The 4,055-nt window shown below is 53.1% G+C and carries 4 protein-coding genes; 1 reads left to right on the top strand and 3 read right to left on the bottom strand.

All coding sequences use genetic code 11. The annotated features are described in order from the left end of the window. Positions 1 to 377 (bottom strand): ribose 5-phosphate isomerase A (gene rpiA, locus H8Q75_RS11810; RefSeq protein ID WP_297041931.1); only part of this gene is annotated, 377 nt, incomplete at its 3' end. A gap of 220 nt (positions 378 to 597) precedes the next feature. Between rpiA and H8Q75_RS11805 the strand changes: the two genes are divergently transcribed. After that, positions 598 to 2,253, top strand: a complete 1,656-nt coding sequence (locus H8Q75_RS11805) for an alpha/beta hydrolase (protein WP_024124431.1) — start codon at positions 598 to 600, stop codon at positions 2,251 to 2,253. On the opposite strand, the gene pgsA is transcribed toward H8Q75_RS11805, so the two are convergent. Together pgsA and glpX are read right to left on the bottom strand one after the other, a co-directional pair. Beyond that, on the bottom strand, positions 2,238 to 2,744 hold the full coding sequence (gene pgsA, locus H8Q75_RS11800) for a CDP-diacylglycerol--glycerol-3-phosphate 3-phosphatidyltransferase (RefSeq protein WP_297041928.1): 507 nt from the start codon (positions 2,742 to 2,744) through the stop codon (positions 2,238 to 2,240). The two genes, H8Q75_RS11805 and pgsA, sit on opposite strands and share 16 nt — an antisense overlap. Positions 2,745 to 2,832: 88 nt before the next feature. After that, the gene (gene glpX, locus H8Q75_RS11795; protein ID WP_126986280.1) at positions 2,833 to 3,876 is read right to left on the bottom strand and encodes a class II fructose-bisphosphatase; all 1,044 of its coding nucleotides are present in this window, start codon (positions 3,874 to 3,876) and stop codon (positions 2,833 to 2,835) included. Between the last annotated feature and the right edge of the window lie 179 nt (positions 3,877 to 4,055).

The following is a 4,055-nucleotide window of genomic DNA, read 5'->3' as shown; positions in this document are numbered from 1 at the left end:
CTATCCACCACCACCAAGAACTGCTCTGCCAGGGAATCAACGATTTTTTCACGGGTATGGGCTGCCCCGCCCCCTTTGATCAGGTTTTTGGCGGGATCTACTTCATCGGCACCATCAATGGCAATGTCGAGTTTCTCCACATCATCGAGGGTGACGAGGGGAATGCCATGCTTTTTGGCCAAGACAGAGGCTTGAAACGAGGTGGGCACACCGGCGATGTTACTGAGCTCTCCATTGCGCAGGCGATCGCCCAAAAACTGAATAACAAAGGCCGTGGTTGACCCTGTCCCCAAGCCCACCACCATTCCCGACGCCACGCGATCGGCGGCGGCTTTGGCAACAGCTTGCTTCATCTGTTGAATTGCATTATCACTCATGGGCGGGTTCCCTTATTTTTTCCAAAAGCACGATACCACAGCATGGAACCTCTCCCTCAGGGCACTCGTCAGGTAGGGCAGGACTCGCCTGTACTTTTTTATCCTCGCGTTCGTGGAGTGGATTGAGGCTGCAGTTTCATTGTCAAAGCGAGGATTAAACTGGTTTGTAGATCAGAATAATACAGTAAGTAATGTTGCAGGAATTAAAGGTGTTTTAGAAATGGCGATCGCGCCCACAAAGAAAAAATGGCAGTGGTTCTCCCTCTTGGGGGCAGCTGCAACCATTTGGACACAGACTGGACTTGCTGCCGAACAAATTAGCCTTGTTTATCCACCCTTTGGTACCTTCAACATTCAAGTGAGCGACCTTGCCACATTTGCGGCAACCGGTCAGGCTAGCTCGGATCTCAAACTTTTAATTCAGTTGCTCCCCAGTGATCAACAGGCCAACCTGCGGGAAGGCTTAACCACCCGCATGGACTTGAAACCCACCACCGTCAGCCAATTTGTCAACAGTCCCCTGGGTCAAAGCTTTTTAGAGCGTATCGGCCAAGTCATCCATGCCGATAATGATGTCAATGGTGGCCAGGCTCTTGGGAAAGCTCTGACAACCGCCGCCAGCTCTCCCTCAGGCATTACTTTACTCTCAGTGCTACAGGCCTTTCCCGGCAAGAGTGTGAAAGTCAATGGTGAATTGGGCCTAACGGCAGTGGGCGCTTTTATCCGTGCAGTGAATCAAGAACAGCGGGCGCAAGACTTTATCGAACGCTTGGCGCAACTCCAGCCAAGAACGTCGCTGCCCAGTGGTCTTTATCCTGCCCAGAAGGGGCCCTTCCAGTGGCAAAAGCAAAACATGACATTTACCAATCCCAATCGCACCACGGGCGCCATTCCCGCAGATCTCTATGTCCCAATAGGAATCACGGCGCCTGCGCCCCTGATTGTCATTTCCCATGGTTTAGCCTCAGACCGCACGACCTTTGCCTACTTGGCAGAGCACTTGGCCAGTTATGGACTGGCGGTCTTAGCAGTCACTCACCCCGGTTCCGATGCCAGTCGGGTTGGCAGTTTCCTCTCAGGGGCACCCCTCGACTACGAGAACTTGCCGAAGGACTGGGCGCAGCGTCCCCTCGATTTAAAGTTTGGGATAGATGCCGTGGCCGCTTTGGTTCAGAAAAACCCTGCCCTGAAAATTGACACCAAGAATGTTGGTCTCTTTGGTCACTCAATGGGGGGCTTTACGGTACTGGCGGCGGCGGGGGGTACCGTTGACTGGAATGCTGTTAAGCAACGCTGTTTAGCAGCAGCGAATGATCTTTTTATCTTTAATATCTCCCTGCCTCTGCAATGTCGTAGTCTCGGTCTGTCCGATGCGCCCTCTACATTGGTAGATCCACGGGTCAAATCTGTGATTGCCGTCAATCCAGTGAGCAGTATGCTGATTGACGAACGGGGTATGGCCAATATCAAGGTGCCTGTGCTCATTGTTTCCAGTAGCAAAGATGTCTTTGCGCCACCGCTAGAGGAGCAGATTTTGCCCTTTACATGGTTGCAGGCCGAGCCCAAGTATCTTGCCATGCTCGTTCCCGGTACCCACTTCTCGGCGCTAGGGGTCAGCGAAGCGGGGGTGTTGCCAGTACCTAATGATCTCATTGGCCCGAATCCCCAGTTGGCACAGCCCTTTTTCAAGGGGGTGAGTGCAGCCTTCTTTGGAGTCTTTAATCAACAGAATGAGCAATTGCGTCCCTTCTTGAGTCAAACGTTTGTTAGCCAAGTGGCGCAGCCAACCTTTCAAGCCTATTGGGTTGATCGCATTAATCCGCAGCAGTTACAGGAAGTGCTGGCGGGGCGCATTGGCGCTCAACCGCAAAGATAAACTGCTCCAGAAATCAGCGTGAGGGCGATCGCCCCCCCATAAGCAATGAGTATTCCCCCCTGCCAAGCAGGAGGTAAGGGAGCCAGAAGCAACGCCACGGCCACAATCTGGCTAACGGTTTTGGCTTTCCCCCAAAGGTTCGCCCCCTGAATGTGAGATTGCTGAACCCGCCAGCTGGCAATTCCTAGTTCCCGAAAGAGGATCAACGCCACTGACCATGCAGGCACCTCTGCCCACTCAATACAGAGCAAAAGAGGCACAAGAATCAGCAGCTTATCCACCAGCGGATCAAGCACTTTGCCCAAATCCGTCACCTGATTGAAACGGCGGGCAATGTAGCCATCCAGCCAATCCGTGAGGGCGGCCACCAGAAACAGACTCACCCCCCACCAACGGTAGACCGCTCCATCATTGAAGGAGAGCAAACCTAGGATCACGAACACGATCAACAGGCGAGCAAAGGTAAGCGTGGTGGCGAGGTTCACAGGCATGGCACTTTACAGGCTGAACTCATGCAAAAGCCTCCCCCACAGGGAGGGAGTCCATTATCTTTGGTCTATCTTTGGTCGCAGTCAGTGCTTAGTACAACTGGAGCGACTTCAATTGCTTATCGAACATGTGGATCGTATCCACAAAGCGTGCTGTCTTCGACTGGGTGGAAATAACCAGAGATTGGGTACGGGCACCTCCCTTGAAGAAACGCACCCCTTTCATGAGCATGCCGGGGGTAATGCCACAGGCGGCAAAGAGCACCGTTTCCCCAGAGGCCAATTCTTCGGCTTCATACACTTTATCGGGATCGGTGATGCCCGCTTTTTTCAGCTCTTCAAGGTTGCCTTCGCGGGTGCGATTGGCCCATTCCTTGGTCATGACCACAGCGGGATCATAGACCAGTTGCCCTTGGAAGTGCCCACCTAAGGCGCGCATGGCAGCGGCAGAAATCACCCCTTCGGGCGCAGCGCCAATCCCCATGAGGGCATGAATGTTGGTACCAGAGAAAGCACAGGCAAGAGCTGCGGAGACATCCCCATCGGAGATCAGTTGAACGCGGGCACCCGCATCGCGGATTTCTTGAATTAAGTCATTGTGGCGATCGCGCTTCATGACCACCACCACCAATTCATCGATGGCGCGGTCAAGGCATTCAGAGAGAATTTTCAGGTTTTCTGTCGCGGAGTTGCGAATATCCACTTTGCCCTTAGCAGCAGGGGGCGCTGCCAATTTCTTCATATAAAAGTCGGGAGCTGCAAACAATCCCCCTTTTTCAGAAATGGCCAGCACTGCCATCGAGCCTGGTTGACCATAGGCACAAAGGTTTGTCCCTTCGCAGGGGTCAACGGCAATGTCAATTTCAATGAGCTCTTCAGGGTTACAGTATTGGGCAGCATCGGGACGGGTACAAATGCCCACTTCTTCGCCAATGTAGAGCATTGGGGCTTCATCCCGTTCCCCCTCACCAATGACAATGCGACCACGCATATGGATTTGATTCATGCGGTTGCGCATGGCATCGACGGCCGCCTGATCCGCCATGTTTTTGTCACCTTTGCCCATCCACCGCGCTGAGGCGATCGCCGCCTGCTCGACAACTTCAATAATCTCTAAGCCGATGACGTTATCCACACAACCCTCCTAACTGCACAAGTTGATCCCGCAGAGGTTTCCTATCTGAGCTTACAGAACTTTGGCACGCAGAAAATAATCTCTCGCTGCAAATTATTCTCCCTCCATGGTCGCTTGATCGGGAAGCCTAAGCACTCTCCTGTTGCTGTGGAGCAAAGGTTGCCCCCTATGGTCTAAGG

The organism is Thermosynechococcus sp. OHK43, assembly GCF_014466085.1.
Classification (GTDB): Bacteria; Cyanobacteriota; Cyanobacteriia; order Thermosynechococcales; family Thermosynechococcaceae; genus Thermosynechococcus.
The sequence above is the reverse complement of the archived record's forward strand: the minus strand, read 5'-3'. Positions and strand labels throughout refer to the sequence as shown.